This is a genomic window from Flavobacterium indicum GPTSA100-9 = DSM 17447, assembly GCF_000455605.1.
GTDB classification, from domain to species: Bacteria; Bacteroidota; Bacteroidia; order Flavobacteriales; family Flavobacteriaceae; genus Flavobacterium; species Flavobacterium indicum.
In genome coordinates, this window is record NC_017025.1 from 2,735,657 (window position 1) to 2,753,339 (window position 17,683).

Annotated in this window: 23 protein-coding genes and 1 tRNA gene; 16 read left to right on the forward strand and 8 right to left on the reverse strand. The window is 32.3% G+C overall.

From position 1 onward, the window contains the following. Positions 1-13 precede the first annotated feature (13 nt). The 3 genes from mce to KQS_RS12760 all read left to right on the forward strand — a co-directional run bounded on the left by mce (position 14) and on the right by KQS_RS12760 (position 884). A complete protein-coding gene (gene mce / locus KQS_RS12750) occupies positions 14-418 on the forward strand; it encodes a methylmalonyl-CoA epimerase (protein ID WP_014389590.1) in 405 nt (134 codons plus the stop codon). Positions 419-506: 88 nt separating this feature from the next. Next, positions 507-580, forward strand: a tRNA-Ile gene (locus KQS_RS12755). A gap of 88 nt (positions 581-668) precedes the next feature. Then, complete coding sequence (locus KQS_RS12760) at positions 669-884, forward strand: hypothetical protein (protein ID WP_041252115.1); 216 nt, start codon at positions 669-671, stop codon at positions 882-884. Between the two features lie 37 nt (positions 885-921). On the opposite strand, the gene KQS_RS12765 is transcribed toward KQS_RS12760, so the two are convergent. After that, positions 922-1,512 carry a riboflavin synthase gene (locus KQS_RS12765; protein WP_014389591.1) on the reverse strand — a complete coding sequence of 197 codons (591 nt, stop codon included), beginning with the start codon at positions 1,510-1,512 and terminating at the stop codon, positions 922-924. Between the two features lie 47 nt (positions 1,513-1,559). Here KQS_RS12765 and pdxA point away from each other — a divergent pair, with 47 nt between their 5' ends. From pdxA to accC, 6 genes are all read left to right on the forward strand, one after another. After that, entirely contained in the window at positions 1,560-2,609 is a 1,050-nt protein-coding gene (gene pdxA, locus KQS_RS12770) for a 4-hydroxythreonine-4-phosphate dehydrogenase PdxA (protein ID WP_014389592.1), read from the forward strand. Positions 2,610-2,691: 82 nt separating this feature from the next. Further along, the gene (locus KQS_RS12775) at positions 2,692-3,237 is read left to right on the forward strand and encodes a YceD family protein (RefSeq protein ID WP_014389593.1); all 546 of its coding nucleotides are present in this window, start codon (positions 2,692-2,694) and stop codon (positions 3,235-3,237) included. Between the two features lie 6 nt (positions 3,238-3,243). Beyond that, entirely contained in the window at positions 3,244-3,438 is a 195-nt protein-coding gene (rpmF, locus tag KQS_RS12780; protein ID WP_014389594.1) for a 50S ribosomal protein L32, read from the forward strand. A gap of 148 nt (positions 3,439-3,586) precedes the next feature. Then, positions 3,587-4,588, forward strand: a complete 1,002-nt coding sequence (locus tag KQS_RS12785) for a beta-ketoacyl-ACP synthase III (RefSeq protein WP_014389595.1) — start codon at positions 3,587-3,589, stop codon at positions 4,586-4,588. A 28-nt stretch (positions 4,589-4,616) separates the two neighbouring features. Next, positions 4,617-5,105 carry an acetyl-CoA carboxylase biotin carboxyl carrier protein gene (gene accB, locus KQS_RS12790; RefSeq protein WP_014389596.1) on the forward strand — a complete coding sequence of 163 codons (489 nt, stop codon included), beginning with the start codon at positions 4,617-4,619 and terminating at the stop codon, positions 5,103-5,105. Positions 5,106-5,189: 84 nt separating this feature from the next. After that, entirely contained in the window at positions 5,190-6,539 is a 1,350-nt protein-coding gene (gene accC / locus KQS_RS12795; RefSeq protein ID WP_014389597.1) for an acetyl-CoA carboxylase biotin carboxylase subunit, read from the forward strand. A 41-nt stretch (positions 6,540-6,580) separates the two neighbouring features. Here the strand turns inward: accC and KQS_RS12800 are convergent, their stop codons facing one another. From KQS_RS12800 to KQS_RS12810, 3 genes are all read right to left on the reverse strand, one after another. After that, positions 6,581-7,237 carry a hypothetical protein gene (locus KQS_RS12800; RefSeq protein ID WP_014389598.1) on the reverse strand — a complete coding sequence of 219 codons (657 nt, stop codon included), beginning with the start codon at positions 7,235-7,237 and terminating at the stop codon, positions 6,581-6,583. A gap of 88 nt (positions 7,238-7,325) precedes the next feature. Further along, positions 7,326-7,688: a YraN family protein gene (locus KQS_RS12805; protein WP_014389599.1), complete on the reverse strand. Its 363-nt coding sequence runs from the start codon at positions 7,686-7,688 to the stop codon at positions 7,326-7,328. A gap of 9 nt (positions 7,689-7,697) precedes the next feature. Next, positions 7,698-8,594, reverse strand: a complete 897-nt coding sequence (locus KQS_RS12810; RefSeq protein ID WP_014389600.1) for a S66 peptidase family protein — start codon at positions 8,592-8,594, stop codon at positions 7,698-7,700. 151 nt (positions 8,595-8,745) lie between these two features. Here KQS_RS12810 and metG point away from each other — a divergent pair, with 151 nt between their 5' ends. The 4 genes from metG to KQS_RS12830 are packed head-to-tail and all read left to right on the forward strand — an operon-like array spanning position 8,746 to position 13,104. After that, on the forward strand, positions 8,746-10,803 hold the full coding sequence (gene metG / locus KQS_RS12815) for a methionine--tRNA ligase (RefSeq protein ID WP_014389601.1): 2,058 nt from the start codon (positions 8,746-8,748) through the stop codon (positions 10,801-10,803). Positions 10,804-10,850: 47 nt separating this feature from the next. Further along, complete coding sequence (locus KQS_RS12820; RefSeq protein ID WP_014389602.1) at positions 10,851-11,537, forward strand: HAD family hydrolase; 687 nt, start codon at positions 10,851-10,853, stop codon at positions 11,535-11,537. Beyond that, complete coding sequence (locus tag KQS_RS12825) at positions 11,534-12,154, forward strand: chloramphenicol acetyltransferase (RefSeq protein ID WP_014389603.1); 621 nt, start codon at positions 11,534-11,536, stop codon at positions 12,152-12,154. The genes KQS_RS12820 and KQS_RS12825 overlap by 4 nt, the downstream gene beginning before the upstream one ends. A 47-nt stretch (positions 12,155-12,201) precedes the next feature. Continuing rightward, positions 12,202-13,104 carry a histone deacetylase family protein gene (locus KQS_RS12830; RefSeq protein ID WP_014389604.1) on the forward strand — a complete coding sequence of 301 codons (903 nt, stop codon included), beginning with the start codon at positions 12,202-12,204 and terminating at the stop codon, positions 13,102-13,104. 36 nt (positions 13,105-13,140) lie between these two features. Here KQS_RS12830 and KQS_RS12835 read toward each other — a convergent pair whose 3' ends face one another. Further along, entirely contained in the window at positions 13,141-13,464 is a 324-nt protein-coding gene (locus KQS_RS12835; protein WP_014389605.1) for a single-stranded DNA-binding protein, read from the reverse strand. 99 nt (positions 13,465-13,563) lie between these two features. Further along, positions 13,564-13,884: a single-stranded DNA-binding protein gene (locus tag KQS_RS12840; RefSeq protein ID WP_014389606.1), complete on the reverse strand. Its 321-nt coding sequence runs from the start codon at positions 13,882-13,884 to the stop codon at positions 13,564-13,566. Positions 13,885-14,061: 177 nt separating this feature from the next. On the opposite strand from KQS_RS12840, the gene KQS_RS12845 reads away from it, so the two are divergent. Genes KQS_RS12845 through KQS_RS12855 form a run of 3 tightly spaced genes read left to right on the forward strand, consistent with a single transcriptional unit; the run spans position 14,062 to position 15,697 of the window. Beyond that, a complete protein-coding gene (locus KQS_RS12845) occupies positions 14,062-14,544 on the forward strand; it encodes a DUF6265 family protein (protein ID WP_014389607.1) in 483 nt (160 codons plus the stop codon). A 1-nt stretch (position 14,545) separates the two neighbouring features. Then, positions 14,546-14,893: a hypothetical protein gene (locus KQS_RS12850; RefSeq protein WP_014389608.1), complete on the forward strand. Its 348-nt coding sequence runs from the start codon at positions 14,546-14,548 to the stop codon at positions 14,891-14,893. Next, positions 14,894-15,697, forward strand: a complete 804-nt coding sequence (locus KQS_RS12855; RefSeq protein WP_014389609.1) for an SDR family oxidoreductase — start codon at positions 14,894-14,896, stop codon at positions 15,695-15,697. 51 nt (positions 15,698-15,748) lie between these two features. Here KQS_RS12855 and KQS_RS12860 read toward each other — a convergent pair whose 3' ends face one another. Together KQS_RS12860 and KQS_RS12865 are read right to left on the reverse strand one after the other, a co-directional pair. Then, positions 15,749-17,056 carry a DUF5689 domain-containing protein gene (locus KQS_RS12860; protein ID WP_014389610.1) on the reverse strand — a complete coding sequence of 436 codons (1,308 nt, stop codon included), beginning with the start codon at positions 17,054-17,056 and terminating at the stop codon, positions 15,749-15,751. Positions 17,057-17,062: 6 nt separating this feature from the next. Next, positions 17,063-17,683 (reverse strand): DUF5017 domain-containing protein, encoded by a 621-nt coding sequence (locus tag KQS_RS12865; protein ID WP_051149683.1) that lies wholly within the window; start codon positions 17,681-17,683, stop codon positions 17,063-17,065.

Genomic DNA, 17,683 nt, shown 5'->3' on the forward strand with positions numbered 1-17,683 from the left:
AAAATGATACATTATGAAAAAAATTGAACATATTGGAATTGCAGTTAAAAATTTAGAAACTTCAAACGAAATTTTTGAAAAACTTTTTGGCTCGCCATCTTATAAAACAGAAGAAGTAGAAAGTGAAGGTGTTAAAACTTCATTTTTTATGTGTGGGCCAAATAAAATTGAGCTTTTAGAAGCCACAAAAGAAGATAGTCCAATCGCAAAGTTCATTGAAAAAAAAGGTGAAGGAATCCATCACATCGCTTTTGACGTAGATGATATAGTTAAAGAAATTGAAAGATTAAAAAATGAAGGGTTTATTGTTCTTAACGAAACACCCAAAAAAGGAGCTGATAATAAGTTAGTTGCCTTTTTACACCCCAAAAGCACTAATGGTGTGCTCATAGAATTGTGTCAAGAAATCGCTAATTAACAGTGAGTTAACATAAATATTTCAATTACTTTAAAAAAAAATTTGCAGTAAATAGAAATAAGCAGTAATATTGCACCGAAATCAAACTGGTCCTATAGCTCAGTTGGTTAGAGCACCTGACTCATAATCAGGTGGTCCCTGGTTCGAGCCCAGGTGGGACCACAAATTTTAAAAAAAATTTGTTTTATTAAGAATTATTTATATTTTCGTATTTCTTAATTTTAACAAAATTTAACAAAAAACAATAAAAATGAGAAAATTTTTACTCCAAATCACATTGATAGTTGCGCTAGTTACTAGTAGCTTCGGTTTTTCTCAGTCAGTAGCCGCAACGCCGCCGCCGCCAACGCCGCCGCCGCCGCCAGGATTACCAATTGACACTGGAGTAATTTTATTATTCTTTGCTGCATTAATTACAGGGTATTTTATTACTCAAAAAATATATAAAAATAAAAACTCCTATTAATTAGGAGTTTTTTTATGTCAATTATTATTTACTAATTCTATCTGTAAAGCGAATGTAATTTAGTTAAATACTTACCTACTACATCAAACTCTAAATTAACTACGGTTCCAATCTTAATATTTTTAAAATTTGTATTTTCAAAAGTATATGGAATAATTGCTACAGAAAAAGTATTAATTCCAGAATCCACTACTGTTAAACTCGTACCATTCACAGTAACAGAACCTTTCTCAATAGTGATATTATTTAAACTTTTATCATATTCAAAAGTAAAAACCCAACTCCCATTTTGATCCTCTTTCTTTATACAAACTGCAGTTTGATCAACATGACCTTGCACAATATGACCATCTAAACGATCCCCTAATTTCATTGCTCTTTCTAAATTCAACTCATCGCCTACTTTCCAATCTCCTAATGAAGTTTTATCAATTGTTTCTTTAATAGCTGTTACAACATGTGAATTTTCATCACACTTAACAACTGTTAAACAAACACCATTATGAGCAACACTTTGATCAATTTTCAATTCTCTTGACAAGGAAGACGCAACAGTAAGATGTATATTTTCATCTTCTTTTATCACTTCTTTTACGATTCCTAACGATTCTATAATTCCTGTAAACATAACTAGCAATATTTTTTATAAATTTGCATCAAAATTAAAAAAATAAAATGGTAAAACATTCTGAAAATATAATTGTTGGCGTTTCTATTGGAGACATGAACGGAATTGGTCCAGAAGTAATATTAAAAACCTTCGAAGATACAAGAATGTTAGAAACCTGTACTCCAGTAATTTTTGCTAATGCAAAGATTGTTTCATTCTTAAAAAAAACATACCAACTTAATGCAAACATTAATGGTATAGACAAAATAGAGCAATTAGTTCAAGGGAAAATCAATGTATTAAATGTTTGGAAAGAAGGAGTAAATTTAGATTACGGCAAACTAGATGACAATGTTGGAAAATACGCTATCAAATCTTTTCAAGCAGCTACTAAAGCATTAAAAGAAGGGAAAGTTGATGTCTTAGTAACAGCCCCAATTAACAAATACAACATTCAGTCTGAAGAATATACTTTTGCAGGTCATACAGATTATTTAAACGAACAATTAGAAGGAAATGCATTAATGTTTATGATACATGAAGACATTAAAGTAGGGTTGATAACCGATCATGTTCCATTAAATGAAGTAAATAAATACATTACTAAAGAATTAATTGAAAAGAAAATTGCAACAATAAACCAAACCTTAATTTCGGACTTCAGAATAAATAAACCAAGAATTGCAGTTTTGGGAATTAATCCACATTGTGGAGATAATGGTGTAATTGGCAACGAAGACACGACCGTTGTAAAACCAACTTTAGAAAGTTTATTCAAAAAAGGAATTCAAGTTTTTGGTCCATTTGCAGCCGATAGTTTTTTCGGAAGTGGTCAACATTGTAAATATGACGCTATAGTAGCCATGTATCACGACCAAGGTTTAATACCTTTTAAAACCCTATCTTTTGGAGAAGGAGTCAACTACACTGGTGGTTTAAATAAAATAAGAACCTCACCAGATCACGGCACAGGATACGACATAGCAGGCAAAAATATAGCTAATGAAAATTCATTTAGAGAAGCTGTATTTAGTGCTATAGATATTTTTAAGAATAGAATAGAATATAATGAACTAACTAACAATCCATTAAAAATTAGTTCAAATAAAGAATAAATAAAAAAAAGTACACAAAATTATTGTATTTCCAATATTTTTGTATCTTTGCACACCTTAAAAGAAGGGTAAAGCTGTTGTTATGGACAATTTAAAAGAATTTTTAATTCAATTTTCTGGATTAAAATTAGGTAAACACCAGTTTGAGTTTCTTATAAACAATACGTTCTTTAAAAATTTTGATTTCGAAGAATTTAATGATTCGAATATCAAAGTAAAATTACAGTTAGAGAAAAAGAGCACCATGCTTGAATTAAACTTCTCACACAATGGTACTGTTAATGTTCCTTGTGATTTAACAAATGAAGATTTTGATTTACCTACGAAAGGGAAATTAAAATTAATTGTAAAATTTGGAGATGAGTTTAATGACGAAAATGAGGATTACATTGTAGTGCCTCACGGAGAATTTCAAGTAAATGTTGCTCAATATGTTTATGAAATGATTGTATTGTCAATTCCTGCAAAAAGAATACATCCTGGCGTAAAAGATGGGAGTTTACAATCAGAAGCATTACATAATTTAGAAAAATTTTCTCCAACAGAGAAAAAAGAAAAAGAAACTGAAGAAATTGACCCAAGATGGGAAAGTTTGAAAAAACTATTAACGGATAAAAATAAAAAATAGAATAAAATGGCACATCCTAAACGTAGACAGTCGAAGACTAGAAGAGATAAAAGAAGAACGCACTACAAAGCATCAGTTCCTCAAATTGCTACATGTGCAGTAACAGGTGAAGCTCACTTATATCACAGAGCTTACTGGCACGAAGGTAAAATGTATTACAGAGGTCAAGTTGTAATTGACAAAACTGAAGCCGTAGCATAATTTCTTAGAAAATAATGAGAAACTCTCACACTGTGGGAGTTTTTTTATTTAACAACCAATTATCTCTATTATTTGATGTGTATTACGGAATTTTTTTGTAATTTTCCGCACTTTATGCATCATTTTTTTTGCAAAGAAAATTATTTTTATGAATAAAATTACTGCCGCAATAACAGCTGTTGGTTCATATGTACCTGATTATGTGCTTTCTAATCAAGTTTTAGAAACATTGGTAGACACAAATGACGAGTGGATTACAACTAGAACTGGAATTAAAGAAAGAAGACTACTTAAAGAAGAAGGTAAAGGTACCTCATACCTTGCCATTAAAGCAGCACAAAACTTACTTGAAAAAGCAAATTTAGACCCTAAAGAAATAGATTTAGTTATAATGGCAACTGCCACTCCAGATATGCCTGTAGCATCAACAGGAGTATATGTTGCAACTCAAATCGGAGCTACTAATGCTTTTGCTTTTGACTTACAAGCGGCATGTTCAAGTTTCTTATATGGAATTTCAACTGCTTCAGCATACATAGAATCTGGAAGATACAAAAAAGTATTGTTAATAGGAGCTGATAAAATGTCTTCTATTATAGATTATACTGACCGAGCCACTTGTATTATTTTTGGCGATGGAGGCGGCGCTGTTTTATTTGAACCTAATACTGAAGGCTTAGGAGTTCAAGATGAAATTTTAAGAAGTGATGGTATTGGAAGAGAATTTTTAAAAATAGAAGCGGGTGGTTCAATTTTACCTCCAAGCGAAGAAACAGTCAAAAATAAACAACACTTTGTATTCCAAGATGGAAAAACAGTATTTAAATATGCTGTTTCAGGAATGGCAGATGTTAGTGAAAAAATCATGGAACGCAATAATTTATCTCATGATGATATTAATTGGTTAGTTGCACATCAAGCAAACAAACGCATTATTGATGCAACTGCCAGCAGAATGGGATTAAGCGAAGAAAAAGTATTAGTGAATATTCACCGATACGGAAATACAACTTCGGCAACATTGCCTCTTTTGTTATCTGATTTTGAAAATCAATTAAAAAAAGGAGATAATATCATATTCGCCGCTTTTGGTGGTGGATTTACTTGGGGGGCAATTTATTTAAAATGGGCTTATAATAAACAAAATTAACAATCAAACTAAACCAATTATCAACATTATGGATATTAGAGAAATTCAAAACCTAATTAAATTCGTAGCAAAATCTGGTGCTACAGAAGTAAAATTGGAAATGGATGATTTTAAAATCACTATTAAAACAACTCCAGAAGGAACAGAATCGACTTATGTTCAACATATTCCTGTTGCACAACCCGTTCAACAAATGGTAGCTGCTCCTGCAATTGCTGCTCCTGTAGCTGCATCAACTCCTGCTGCACCTGCAAATGATGCTGAGGACACTTCAAAGTACATTACGATTAAATCTCCAATGATTGGAACTTTATATAGAAAACCTGCTCCAGACAAAGCACCGTTTGTAGAAGTTGGAAGTACAATTTCTAAAGGAGATGTAGTTTGTGTGGTAGAAGCTATGAAGTTATTCAACGAGATTGAAGCTGAAGTTTCAGGAAAAATTGTAAAAGTTTTAGTGGATGATTCATCACCAGTAGAATTTGACCAACCATTATTCTTAGTTGATCCATCATAAATAAGTTAGAAATTAGAAATTTGAAGTGATACATCTTCAAAATTGTCTAATTGACACATTGTCTAATTATCTAATTAAATTATTATGTTTAAAAAAATATTAATTGCCAATAGAGGTGAGATCGCATTACGTGTGATTAGAACTTGTAGAGAAATGGGAATCAAAACGGTTGCTGTTTACTCTACGGCAGATGCTGAAAGCTTACACGTAAAATTTGCTGATGAAGCGGTTTGCATTGGACCTGCGCCAAGTAATCTTTCCTATTTAAAAATGTCTAACATCATTGCTGCAGCAGAAATTACAAATGCTGATGCTATTCACCCAGGATATGGATTTTTATCTGAAAACGCTAAGTTTTCAAAAATCTGTCAAGAGCATGGCATTAAATTTATTGGTGCTTCTCCAGAAATGATTGAAAAAATGGGAGATAAAGCTACAGCTAAAGCAACTATGAAAGCTGCAGGTGTTCCTTGTGTTCCAGGTTCTGACGGCATTTTAGCTTCATTAGAAGAAGCGAAAGAAATTGCGAAAGAAATTGGCTACCCAGTAATGATGAAAGCTACTGCTGGTGGTGGTGGAAAAGGAATGCGTGCTATTTGGAAAGAAGAAGAATTAGATAAAGCTTGGGAAAGTGCACGTCAAGAAGCAGCTGCTGCTTTTGGTAATGACGGTATGTACATGGAAAAATTGATTGAAGAACCTCGTCACATTGAAATTCAAGTAGTAGGGGATTCATTTGGAAAAGCATGTCACTTATCTGAAAGAGATTGTTCTGTTCAACGTCGTCACCAAAAATTAACTGAAGAAACCCCTTCTCCATTCATGACTGATGAATTAAGAGAAAAAATGGGTGAAGCAGCAGTAAAAGCAGCAGAATACATCAGCTATGAAGGTGCCGGTACAGTTGAATTCTTAGTTGACAAACACAGAAATTTCTACTTCATGGAAATGAACACACGTATCCAAGTAGAACATCCAATTACAGAACAAGTTATTGATTACGATTTAATTCGTGAACAAATATTAGTTGCTGCCGGAGTGCCAATCTCTGGTAAAAACTACTATCCACAATTACATTCAATTGAATGTCGTATTAATGCTGAAGATCCTTATAATGACTTCAGACCTTCACCTGGAAAAATTACGGTATTGCATTCTCCAGGCGGACATGGTGTTCGTTTAGACACTCACGTGTATGCCGGATATACCATTCCACCAAATTATGATTCAATGATTGCTAAATTAATTACTACTGCTCAAACAAGAGAAGAAGCAATTAATAAAATGAAACGTGCTTTAGATGAATTCGTAATTGAAGGTATTAAAACAACTATTCCTTTCCATAGACAGTTAATGGATCACCCTGATTATGTAGCAGGAAACTATACTACAAAATTCATGGAATCTTGGGTTATGGAAGATCCAAATGAATAATAAAAAAGGCTAATCGATTGATTAGCCTTTTTTATTTATACTTATTTTTTGATATCCTTAATGACTTTAAAAGCAACATCGATTTGATTTTCATCAACTATTATTGTAAACTCATTCGTAGTTGAAATTACTTCATAAATTATGATTCCTTCCCATGCTAATGATTGAAAAATATAATAGTATACTCCCGGAGTGGATACGTTATCTTGAGGTAATTTTATAGTAATTGAAGATAAATTCTCGCGCTTATTTAATAATTTTTCCGTTTTTAAAGCATTCTCTACTAATTCATTTACAGATGAACTGGCCACGATATTTGTTTCATTAACTCCTCTCGATGAAGTATAAAAAACATCTTTTAGTTTATTAATTTCAGATATCAATTTAGCTTGATTATCTAATAAGGTTTGAGAAGTTGTATACGTATAATCTGTTAAAGAAGAACGAACCGTAATTTCACCTATATTTTGCAACACTTTAGTTACTTTATGACTAATTTTAAAATCTAATTCTTCCGAAATTCTTTTTAATGCCATTACAACGGCACCTTGTTTAATATCTTTTCCTAAGTGAAGTTCAATTTCTGGCATAATTAATCTTGCCAATGAAGTTAAATTTATAATTCCCTCAGATAAAGAACTTAATAAAAATGGTTTAGTTTTTAAATATTGTTCAACTACAGATGCTACAGTTTTCATTGCAATAAATTTTTTTGTGTGTGTTTGTTTTTACAAACATATTTAAATTGTTACAAATATAACTTAATGTTTTAATTTTTAACACATGTTAATAGAAATAATAGAATGCATCTGTTAAAAATTCGATTTTTATTTGATTATTTTGGATTAAAACTGATATTATATCAAAACGAATATCTAAATCCAAATTTTTAACAGTAACGTATTCATTAACAGCCTTTACCAAAAGTTTAATTTTCTTAGGATTTACAAAATCTTGCGGATTACCAAAATCAGCACTTGTACGTGTTTTTACCTCGATTATTGCTAAAGTTTCGTCTTTTTTTGCAATAATATCAATTTCAGCTTTATCGTAAGTCCAATTTAAATCTAAAATTTCATACCCTAACCCTTTCAAATATTTTACTGCTTCTTCTTCACCTAATTTACCTAAATCATTATGTTGTGCCATACTATTTTACTATTTAAAATTCAATAGTATTTCTTTCTCATTCACTTCAAAATCAACTTGCTTACCTAAAACAAGTGATCTATTATCTTTTTGGTGACCCGCAGGAAATTCAAAAGCTATGGGAATGTGGTACTCTTTGGCAATAGCCGTAATAATAGCCACCTCATTTTGACCAAATGGTATTTCATTATCATGCATATCCGTCATACTTCCAACAATAATACCTTTGACTTCATTAAAATATCCATTTCGTTTTAAATTATACATCATTCTGTCGATATGATATAAATATTCATCTAAATCTTCAATAAACAAAATTTTATTTTTAGTGTTTATTGATGACGGTGAACCTAATAAACTGTATAAGATTGAAAGATTCCCCCCAACAATTTCTCCACTGGCTTTTCCTTTAATATCAATTGACTTAGAAGGAACTTGATAGACCAATTTATTTCCAAAAATAGCGTCATGAAACGTTTGCTTCACATGTTCTGGTGCTTTGGGAACAGTAAAAGGCATGATACTATGAATCGTAGCAACTCCTAACGTATGAATATGACTATGCAACACCGTAACATCACTAAAACCCATAATCCATTTTGGATTTTTTTTGAACTTTGAAAAATCGATTAAATCGATAATGCGTACTGTTCCATAACCCCCTCTAGCACACCAAATTGCTTTAATATTATCGTTATCCAATTGTTCCTGAAAATCAGCAGCACGTTCTTGGTCTGTTCCACCTAATTGACAGCTATCTAAACCTATAGTCTTTCCAAGTTTAACTTTTAAACCCCAAGATTCGAGTAATTCGATGGCGGGTTTTGCATCTTCAGGAAAAAATTTTCGTGCTGTACAAACTATGGCTACTGTATCGCCTTTTTTAAGGTAAGGAGGTATCTTCATCTTTTGAGAATGAATAAAATTTGAAATTAATAGTAAAATAAAAATAAATCTAAACATCAGACCCTATTTATCTAACCAAAAATAATCAAATTCTCCTTAAAAATTATTCTATTACTTCCTAAAATCCTATTTTTGCATAAAATTTACAGTAATGACTCAAAATCCAAAAAGATATACAATTACAGCTGCACTACCCTACACTAATGGCCCAATTCATATTGGTCATTTAGCTGGAGTTTATGTGCCTTCAGATATTTATGCACGATATTTACGCTTACAAGGAAAAGATGTTGCTTTTATTTGTGGAAGTGATGAACATGGTGTTGCCATTTCAATGAAAGCGCGTAAAGAAGGAATTACACCTCAGGAAGTAATTGACAAATACGACGGAATTATTCGTCAATCGTTTAAAGATTTTGGGATATCTTTTGATAATTATTCCAGAACTTCTGCAAAAATTCATCATGACACTGCCTCTGAATTCTTTAAAAAATTATATGATGCGGGTAAATTTATTGAAGAAACTACAGAACAATTATACGACGAACAAGCCAATCAATTTTTAGCCGATCGATTTGTAACTGGAACTTGTCCTAAGTGTGGAAATGAAGAAGCTTATGGAGACCAATGTGAAAAATGTGGAACTTCATTGAACGCGACCGACTTAATTAATCCAAAATCAACCATAACAGGCTCTAAACCTGTCCTTAAATCTACTAAGCATTGGTTTTTACCTTTAAATGAATACGATGCCTTTTTGAGAGAATGGGTGTTAGAAGGACATAAAAACGACTGGAAACCAAATGTATATGGTCAAGTAAAATCATGGGTTGAAGGCGGATTAGAACCAAGAGCGGTAACACGTGATTTAGATTGGGGAATTGATGTCCCTGTTGCGGGTGCAGAAGGAAAAAAATTATATGTTTGGTTTGATGCTCCTATAGGTTATATTTCATCAACCAAAGAATGGGCGGCACGTGAAGGAAAAGATTGGGAACCGTATTGGAAAGACGCCGACACCAAACTAGTTCATTTTATTGGTAAAGATAACATTGTGTTCCATTGTGTCATTTTCCCAGCTATGTTAAAAGCTGAAGGAAGTTATATTTTACCTGACAATGTTCCTGCAAATGAATTCTTAAATTTAGAAGGAAACAAGTTGTCTACTTCAAAAAATTGGGCGGTTTGGTTACATGAATATTTACAGGATTTCCCTGAAAAACAAGATGCTTTGCGTTATGCTTTAACAGCAAATGCCCCTGAAACAAAAGATAACGACTTCACTTGGAAAGATTTTCAAGCGAGAAACAATAATGAATTAGCTGCCATTTTTGGTAATTTTATCAATCGTGTGGTGGTTTTAACCAATAAATATTACGAAGGTGTTGTTCCTACGCCAAATGAATTTACGGAAGTTGACGAACAAACATTGGCTGAGTTAAAAGCCTATCCAGCAGTAATTGCTTCTTCGATTGAACGTTACCGTTTTAGAGAAGCATTAGGAGAATTAATGAATGTAGCGCGTTTAGGTAACAAATATTTAGCTGATGAAGAACCATGGAAAATGGTGAAAGAAAATCCGGAACGTGTAAAAACACAAATGTATGTAGCGCTTCAAATTGCTTCTGCATTAGCCATCTTAGCGGAACCGTTTTTACCGTTCACTTCTGCTAAATTGACTAAGATTTTAAACATCGAATTAAACAATTGGAATTTAGATTTCAGTCAATGGAATGTAACAAAACCAGGACATCAAATTGGGCAAGCAGAAATATTGTTTGCACAGATTGAAGATACTGAGATTCAAAAACAATTAGACAAACTAGAAGCATCTAAACAAGCCAATAAAATTGCCAATATGAAAGCTGAACCCGCAAAAGAAACCATCACATTTGAAGACTTTGCTAAAGTAGATTTACGCATTGGAACCATTATTGAAGCAGAAAAAATGCCAAAAGCAAATAAACTTTTAGTTTTAAAAGTAGATACAGGTATTGATGTAAGAACGATTGTTTCGGGAATAGCCGAACATTTTACTCCTGAAGAAGTAATTGGTAAAAAAGTAACTGTGTTAGTAAACTTAGCGCCTAGAGCACTTCGAGGTGTAGAAAGCGAAGGTATGTTATTACTAACCAATACACCAGAGGGCAAATTGGTTTTTGTAAATCCGGATGCGGATGGTGTGAGTAATGGTGCTATTATAGGATAATCCAAAAATACCCTCGAGCAATCGGGGGTTCTTTTTTTACATAAAATATGAATATACAAATAATTGCTTTCGACGCCGACGACACTTTATGGCATAACGAACCTTATTTCGATGAGGCACAAGATCGTTTTTGTGAATTGTTTCAAAATTATGCTTCTAAACAAGAATTATTAAGTTTAATTCTGAATCATCAAGTAAAAAATTTACCCATATATGGTTTTGGAATCAAAGCCTTTACCTTATCCATGATGGAAGCGGCGTTACAACTTACCAATCATCAATTAAACGGTAAGACTATGGAATTAATTATTCAAATTGGTAAAGATTTACTCTTAAAACCTGTTGAATTACTTCCTGAAGTCGAAGAAGTTTTGACCGCTTTGAAAGGAAAATACAAATTAATTGTAGCCACAAAGGGAGATTTGAAAGACCAACATAGAAAATTACACGATTCGGGTTTAGGCCATTATTTCCACCATATTGAAGTAATGAGCGATAAAACGGAAATGGATTATGAAAAAATGTTAAAGCGTTTAGACATCCAACCTCAAGACTTTTTAATGATCGGAAATTCTTTAAAATCAGATGTGTTGCCTGTATTAAACTTAGGCGGACATGCCGTTCATATTCCGTATCACACTACTTGGGAATATGAAAAGATAGATTTTGAAATTCAACATACCAATTTCAAAGCCGTGGAACATATTAATGAAATTTTGAATCTTTTAGTATGAAAAAACTAGATTTAGAAAACTGGAACAGAAAAGGTCATTTCGAATTTTTTACACAATTTGAAGAACCCTTTTTTGGTATTACAGCTCCTGTTGAAGTTGCAACTGCCTATGAACACGCAAAAAATGCAGAAATTCCATTTTTTATCTATTACTTACACAAAATACTTGCTGCAGTCAATACAATTGAGAATTTTAAATACCGAATTCAAGACAATCAAGTTTTCATTCACGATAAAATTGACACCTCGGCAACCATAATGCGAGAAGACAAAACATTTGGTTTTTCGTATATAGAATACCATCCAGATTTACTCATTTTTAAAGAAATTGCCTTAAAAGAAATTGCGCGAATTCAAAACACAACAGGAATAATTACAAGAGAATATCCAGAAAATATAATTCATTTTTCAGCAATTCCTTGGTTAAATTTTACCGGATTAACACACGCAAGAAGTTTTACTTGGCCCGACAGTTGCCCGAAAATTTCAGTGGGTAAAATCTTTGAAGAAAATGGAATACAAAAAATGAACGTGTCGGTAACAGTACATCATGGGCTAATGGACGGATATCATGTAAGCTTGTTTTTTGAAGAATTACAGAACCAATTAAACCGTTAAAATCAATTGTACTCTTTGAATTTTGTCATTAAACTTGACTAATAAACATGTATTCCATTGCTTATCATCCTATTTACAAACATCCACTTCCCGAAGGGCATCGATTCCCTATGATTAAATACGAATTGTTACCCCAACAATTACTTTATGAAGGAACAGTGGTTGATCGTCAATTTTTCTCTCCCGAATTACCTAATTTAGAGGATATTATTGCCGTTCATGATAAAAAATATGTACAACAACTGCTTGATTTAACACTTGATCCCAGAGCAGTTAGAAAAATAGGATTTCCTCTTTCTTCAGAATTAATTGAACGTGAATTTCGATTAGCCCAAGGAACCATTGAAGGTGCCAAAAATGCATGTATAGATAAAATTGCATTTAATATTGCTGGAGGAACACATCATGCCTATTCCAATCGTGGAGAAGCATTTTGTTTGTTGAATGATCAGGCTATTGCTGCACAATATTTATTAAATCAAAAGCTTGCCAAGCAAATTTTAATCATTGATTTAGATGTACATCAAGGAAATGGAACTGCAGAAATTTTTCAAAATAACCCTCGCGTATTTACTTTTTCTGTTCATGGAAAATCCAATTATCCGTTCAAAAAAGAACAATCTGATTTAGATATTGCACTACCCGACCAGACGTCAGATGCCGATTATTTGGCATTAATTTCAAAAGAAATACCAAAACTAATTCAACAAGTGCAACCCGATTTTATTTTTTATTTGAGTGGCGTAGACATTTTAGCAACAGATAAATTAGGCAAATTAGGCTGTACCATCAATGGCTGTAAAGAACGAGACGTAATCGTTTTTGAAAACTGTTTGAAATTTCAAATACCCGTTCAAGTTAGCATGGGTGGTGGCTATTCTCCAGATATAAAAACCATCATTGAAGCACATGCGAATACCTATCGTGTGGCAAATTCCCTATTTATTTAAAAAGCCCATCAACAAATGCCGATGGACTTTCTAATTTTACTTACCAAGAAGAAGTAATTCATTAGCAACCACTTCGGTTACAAAACGTTTATTCCCGTCTTTATCCTCATAACTTCGGTGTGTGAGTTTACCTTCAATCGCAATTTCTTTTCCTTTGGTTACAAAACGTTCGATAATTTCTGCCGTTTTACCCCAAGCGGAAATACGATGCCATTCGGTTTTTTCGACTTTGTCTCCATTATCACGATAATAAACTTCATTCGTAGCTAAAGTAATATTAGCTAATTTTTTTCCTCCTTCAAGGTTTTTGATTTCTGGGTCTTGCCCAACGTGTCCGATTAATTGTACTGAATTTTTCATGGCGTATAAAAATTATTATGGTAATTAAATTTTGATATAGATATAGATATTGATATTTAATTTTGATATTGAAATTGTTATTGCTATTGTTATTGAAAATTATTTCCCCAACAACATCAATTCATTCACATTTATCTCAGTGACATAACGCTTATTCCCGTCTTTATCCTCATAACTTTTGTGTGTTAATTTACCTTCAACGGCTACTTCTTTCCCTTTATTTACATATTTTTCGATAATTTCTGCTATTTTACCCCAAGCACTTACACGATGCCATTCGGTTTGTTCTATTTTTTCTTTTTTATCATTATAGTAAAAATCATTGGTTGCGATTGTAAGCGTAGCCACTTTTTTACCATTTACTAATTTGATTTCAGGTTCTTGACCTACATGTCCGATTAATTGTACTCTGTTTTTCATAAGGCGTATATATAATTTAAGTTTATAAAAATTCAAATCCTATGTTCGATTTGATGTTGCAAAGATGAAACACACTTCAAAAAGTATTCGGTAATTAGTTGTTTAATTTCGGTTGTAGTCGTTTGTTGTCATTTACAAGCGAAATATTTTCTTATATTTACAAAAACAAAATGAAACATGAAAAACCTATTCTCAATTCTAACCCTTTTTATTTTTGGTAGTATTTTTAGCCAAAACACCTTACATTATAATGATGAAAAAGGAAGTCCGAAAGCAACTTTACAAGACATTCAATGGTTTCAGGGCATTTGGAAAGGTCAAGATGGCAATACCTTTTCAGAAGAAATTTGGAGTGCTCCAGGAGGAAAAACCATGCATTTTTCATTTAAAATGTGGAATGAGAACGAAGTAATTTTTTATGAAATAGGTCATGTAGTTGAAAAAGACAAATCCTTAGAGTTGCAAATCAAACATTTTGATAAAGATTTAAAAGGTTGGGAAAAACAAGAGGAAAGTGAAAATTTCAAATTGGTTAAAATTGACAAAAATCGCATCTATTTTGATAAAATCACGTATGAAAAAATAAGTGATCAAGAAATGAATGTATATGTTTATGATGAAGAATCAAAACGTGAATTACAATTTAATTTAAAAAAGTAAAATGAAATCGTGTTTAGAATGTGGTGAAAAAATTGTGGGCAGAGAAGATAAAAAATTCTGTTCTGATGGTTGTAGAAACAGCTATAACAATAAAATGAACAAAGACCACACCAATTTAATGCGTAACATCAACAATAGATTACGTAAAAATTATAGAATATTAACCGAATTAAATCCGGAAGGCAAAACTAAAACAACGAGAAATAAATTACTAAGTAAAGGATTTGATTTTGAATTCCTTACCTCTATCTATAAAACTAAAACAGGCAACACCTATTATTTTGTCTACGATTATGGATATATGGAGTTAGAAAACGAGCAATATATTTTAGTTAAAAAAGAAAATTAAATGAATATTTCCCTATTAGGTTGTGGATGGTTAGGTTTACCTTTAGCTCAACATCTTATTGCAACTGGTCATGTAGTTAAAGGCAGTACTACTTCAATTGATAAAAAAGAGGTTCTAAAATCGATTTCAATTGAACCGTTTTTAATTGTATTAAAGGAAGACAAATTTGAAGGAGATATGAGCAATTTTCTTCATCAATCAGAAATACTTATCATTGATATCCCTCCTAAATTAAGAGGATTAGTGAAAGAAAATTTTGTTCAAAAAATAAAAAATTTAATTCCCTATATCGAGCAAAGTACAATTAAAAAAGTACTTTTTATAAGTTCCACTTCTGTCTATGCCGACACTGAAAATTTACCATACATAACTGAAGAAACCATTCCAAATCCTGATACTGAAAGTGGCAAACAATTATATGAAGTAGAACAACTACTTCAAAACAACAACAAATTTGAAACGACTATTCTTCGTTTTGGAGGATTAATTGGCGTGAATAGAAATCCGATTAACATGTTGGCTGGAAGAACGGATGTAGCCAATCCAGAGGCTCCAATAAATTTTATACATCAAACTGATTGCATTGGCGTTATCGAAGCCATACTTAATCAAAACAGTTGGAATGAAATTTACAATGCTGTTGGTTTAGATCATATTCTAAGAAAAGAGTATTATACTTCTAAAGCAAAAGAATTAGGCTTAACTCCTCCGCAATTTAACTATGAAAACACCAGTGTTGGAAAATATGTTTTGAATGCAAAAATTAAAAATAAATTAGGCTATACTTTTAAAGTTGAAGCATAAAAAAACCACTTCGTTTGAAGTGGTTTTTTATTATTATAAGAACTATATTTACTATTGTCCTATTACTTTAACATTATCAACTTCCCAAGATGCAGCGCCTGCAGTTGTAGAAGTATATTTAAATGCAACTCTAAAGTTTGAATTTCCTGTATATGCAGTAATATCTAAAGCACCGGAAGAAGTCCAAGGTGTAAAGCTACCACTTGTCCATACTGGGAAATTAGCTGCTGTTAATTGTGTCCAAGTAGCGGTACTTGGCGCACTAGTTCCATCATAATTTGTAGATACCCATACCGTTAAAGCAGGTCCGCTAAAACGAGTACTTGTTTCAAAAGTTAAAATACCATTAGTTACATTTGACAAATTAATAGCAGGAGAAATTAACCAATCTTCATTATTCTGATTTCCACCACTAAATCCATTCATTAAAGCACAAGGTGCAGGATTACCAAATGTAGTTGTACCCCAAACTTGAGCCCCCACAACATTTTGTTTCACCCAATTAGGGAAATTTGTTGTGAAAGGTTCTTCAAATAAAGGAACAATTCTTGGGCTTGTTAATTGAACATCATTTAATGTACGAATCATGAATTGATAATCGCTTCCATATTTAGTTAATACTCCACGGATTTTACCATTTCCATTTGGAATTGAGTTAGCTGCAAAATTTGCAAATTCACTCACACGTACAATAATAGAATTTCCTGCTACATCTTTAATAATATGATTGGTAGCACCTCCTAAATTATTTAATGTAGGATCAAAATATTTTTTTCCTAAAGATTCGTCTGCAAATTGCACATTAGAGAACTCAATTAATTTATGCATATTCGCATTGTTTTTAGCTGCAGCAATACTTAAATTATTTACAAGAGTTGACTCATCAACTTTATCACAACCTCTTTTTACTACCTCTTCATATTCTACACCTGAAACTCTACCAATTTGAGTAGCATTGTATAAATTTCCTATTTCAAAAGAAGCCGTTTGTGAATTATTAGCAAAATATCTATCTTTTAATTTAATAAATACTTTTCTTCCTGGTTCATATTTAGTGTATAAATTATACGCATCAATAGGCATAGTAAAACCTGTAGCTCCATCAGTAGAAACCATAGAAATAGACTTATAGAAGTTTCCTCCTTCGTCACTTGAAGTTACATAAGCTTCAATAACATCGTCGTTCGTGTATTGTTGAGCCGTTCCAGTAGCCATAGCTTTAACATCAACTACTTGTTTTGTTACAGTTAAATCTGAACATTCACCTGATAAATCTGGCGCTCCATAATTATCTGTATTTACACAACCAAACAAAGTTGCAGTAAGAGCTGCCGTTAATAAAAATTTAATATTTTTCATAGCGTATTAATTGTCTTGTTTAAAGAAAATAAAGTCATCCACTTGGAACGCACCATCTAAAGTAGTATCAGTACCCGATCCTTTAAATTTAAATGCGATGTGTGCTTTACCAGTATAATTTGATAAATCGATTTTACTAGATTTGAATTCATACCAAGCTACACTTTTAGTTGGAATATTAGCTTGTGCAGTAATATCAGTCCAAGTAGCTGTAGCAAAGTTAGTTCCATCATAGTCAAATGAAATTAACACTTTTAAAGAATTTCCTTCAGCATCTACATCTAAATGATGTTGCGCTACTTTAAATGCTATTCCAGCATTAGGATTGGCATCTAAATCCAATTCTGGAGAAATCAACCACGCTAAATTAACAGCAGCTCCAGATCCAAAAGCACTGAATTCAGCATATCCATTTCCGCTAAAAGTTTTTTCTCTCCATTTCCATGTACCTACTTCATTATAATTAACCCATCCAGTAATATCCAAATCAGTATTGTTAGTAGCTGATTGAAAATCTTCTTTCATGATGGTAGTTGTCACCTTTGGAAGTGCTGTATCGTCAACTTCGCAACCAAAAGTAATTAGTGCAAACGCAGCTAATGTTGTTTTTAAAATGTTTTTTTTCAT